Genomic DNA, 2716 nt, shown 5'->3' with positions numbered 1-2716 from the left:
CGCCAGGCGCAGCGGGTCGGTGCGCCACGTCCCGTCACCAAGGGGGATGGGGAGGCTGTCGGGTGTGAGGCTCATGGACGAGCATCCGCCTGCGGCGAGCATGCTGGCGAGAGCGCCCGCGGCGCGGGATGGGCGCGCGGCGTTGTGACGGTGGCTGTTGATGACTATTGAAAGTGGTAGCGGTCCGAGGTTGTGTGGGACCTGGAGGAGGGATGGCTGTCGATGTGGATTGATTCTGAGGGCGTTGCCCATACGGTGGCGGCTCCAGACTGGCGCAGCGTGGTGCAGGTCAAGAAGAAGGTGCTGCGCCGACTGCGGGAGCAGGCTTGGTCCGCGGCATGGGTCGAGGCCCAGCAGGAAGCGTTCTACGAGCAGATTGAGGCAGGTGCTTTCAAGGAAGGTGGGGCTGAGGGTGAGCTGCCACCGCGCCCAATCCCGTTGACCGGCGAGGACGTCGAAAACAAGGTTTCTGCCGACTTATGGCTGGAGCAGGTTGACGAGTGGTGGCGTCTGGATGTCTTGGTGGCCCTGGAGGACGCCTTGGACGACGAATGACCGCACCGCCAGCTCTCGGCTCACCGTATCGGTATCGCAGCGCCTGCGTATTACGCGCTCCTCGACACGACCGCTGGGTCGCAGGCCGCGCGGATCGCGGCATGAGCGCGCCTTCGCGCGACCAGCGGCATGAGCGCGCCTTCGCGCGACCAGCGCCAAGACCGCACGGTCACTGCTGCCCACGAAGCAAACTGATCCCGTGGCCCGGACCCCAGATGCGTACCCCGCTGGCAACGACTTGGTCGACGACGCCGGTCGTCGGTGGACGACCCGTTGGGCGCGCTGGTGCGATGCCGGGCAGGTCCGCCAGCTCCTTCACCGAGACCAGGACGTCCTCGTGCGCTCCCCAGATGGCGAGGACGTGACTCGCCTGAGCGCGGAGCAGGCTCGGGCGTGGTGGCAGGAGATGCAGCGGTGCTTCGAGGTGCCGGGTGAGCTGGCTCCAACGGCCAGCGCTAACGGACTGACGTGTGGAGCGCATGTGTGGCGCTGCGGCGACGGTGACGAACCGGCTCGTCTTCTGGTCTTCGAGACCTTCTGCTGATGTCTGGCTAGACGGGCAGCATCGCTGGCCAGCGGCATGAGCGCACACTCAGGCGCTTCACGGCACGGCAGCGGACGGCGCGGCAGTCGTCATTGCGAGCTGTTGATGCCCCCGCGTTTGAGTCGACGGACACGCTGGATAAGCCGTAGCGCCTGCAAGATAACCACCACGCCGCCGAGCACGACGAACAATCGGTTGGCATCTCCGAGCGCTAAGACGATAGTGAAGAAGATAAATCCAGATAACAGCACTGCGTCCTGAATGATGTCCCGGTGCATTCTTCTCCTCTTTGCCCTCGTTGACTCGACCGAGCTTGGCATGACAGGGGTCGCACCGTGGCTTGCAGAGAAGTAGATGACCCGGACAGCGGCATGAGCGCGCGTTCCGCGCGACCAGCGGCATGAGCGCGCGGGTGGGAAAGTAGCGAGGGCCGACACAGTCACGAGGAGTGCGACTTCATCGGTTGTCCTCAGGTGCAGCGATCAACTGACACTCGCCCACAACAAAACCCGTACCCTCCGCAGGACGCTGAGGCCGCCGCCTACCCTCCTCAGCGCGAACGAGCGCCACCCAGTCGCGGATCTCGACGCGACGGCCGTCCTTCATGAGCACCGGGTGGTACTCCATAGCAGCGTGCATCTGCACGAACACCTGGATGTCGAAAGGCGCTCCCTGCTGCTCGATCTTGGTGTTCCCATCGGTCCACGAAGCCTGGTACTGCCCATCGGCTAGCTCGTGGACCCGTACCGCACCCCTCAGCTCCGCACCGACCGGCTTCTTTGTCCCCCCGCCCTCGATGGGGCCGGGCCTGAAGATCAGTGATCCATCCATCGAGGTGTCCCCTGCAGCTGTGTCGCCCTCTCCAGTGGCCATCCAGACACGATGCCATGCCGGGCAGGACCCTCAGGTGAACAGAGAGCGCGCGTTCCGCGCGACCAGCGGGATGAGCGCGCGTTGCGCGCGGGCAGCGGCATGAGCGCGCCTTCGCGCGACCGGCGGCAGAACTGGACGCGCTGGTCGCTACTGCCTATCCGGGTGGAGAAGGACTTACCGCAGCGTCAGCCAAGCAACGATGGCGATGACCAGGAGCGAGCCGAGTGCGCTGAGCAGGATCGTCCGGACGCGTTGAGGGGCGGCCTGGGGGTCGTGGCTACGTTGAGGACCCGCAAGTTGGTTGCCGCTGGTCAACGGCAGTCTGTCGGCGCCGTGCTGGTACTGCTCACTACGGTCGAGCGGCTCGTCCAGCATGGTTCCTCCTCGATCACGTCCGGCCAGACTCGCACACATGCCTCTCGCGACCCCGCCGTTTGTCCGAGGTCGATGTCCGACATCGCCAGTGTCAAACCCGGACAAGCGCGCGACCAGCGGCATGAGCGCGCGTCAGCGCGCGACCAGCGGCATGAACGCGCGTCAGCGCGCGACCAGCGGCATGAACGCGCGTCAGCGCGCGACCAGCGGCATGAACGTAAGGTCCCTGCGTCCCTGCTGGTGGGTGAGTCCCCCCGAGTGGTGTAACTGGGCCCTGCAGCCTGACCAGCACCGGCGTGTCCCGGTGAGCAGGTGAGGGCCACCGCGTGAAGCTCTGCGAGTACCCGCCAAGGAACTCGTAGAAGGAGA

Annotated in this window: 4 protein-coding genes; 1 reads left to right on the top strand and 3 read right to left on the bottom strand. The window is 65.8% G+C overall.

The annotated features are described in order from the left end of the window. The first annotated feature begins 192 nt into the window (after positions 1-192). Positions 193-555, top strand: a complete 363-nt coding sequence (locus GTR02_RS21140) for a hypothetical protein (protein WP_205709760.1) — start codon at positions 193-195, stop codon at positions 553-555. Between the two features lie 633 nt (positions 556-1188). Here GTR02_RS21140 and GTR02_RS21135 read toward each other — a convergent pair. From GTR02_RS21135 to GTR02_RS21125, 3 genes are all read right to left on the bottom strand, one after another. Further along, positions 1189-1377, bottom strand: coding sequence for a hypothetical protein (locus GTR02_RS21135; protein WP_166609442.1), 189 nt, complete (start codon positions 1375-1377; stop codon positions 1189-1191). A gap of 178 nt (positions 1378-1555) precedes the next feature. After that, the gene (locus tag GTR02_RS21130; protein WP_166609441.1) at positions 1556-1972 is read right to left on the bottom strand and encodes a hypothetical protein; all 417 of its coding nucleotides are present in this window, start codon (positions 1970-1972) and stop codon (positions 1556-1558) included. A 174-nt stretch (positions 1973-2146) separates the two neighbouring features. Continuing rightward, complete coding sequence (locus tag GTR02_RS21125; RefSeq protein WP_166609440.1) at positions 2147-2347, bottom strand: hypothetical protein; 201 nt, start codon at positions 2345-2347, stop codon at positions 2147-2149. Positions 2348-2716 lie beyond the last annotated feature (369 nt).

Source organism: Kineococcus siccus (assembly GCF_009906795.1).
GTDB lineage: Bacteria > Actinomycetota > Actinomycetes > Actinomycetales > Kineococcaceae > Kineococcus > Kineococcus siccus.
The sequence above is the reverse complement of the archived record's forward strand: the minus strand, read 5'-3'. Positions and strand labels throughout refer to the sequence as shown.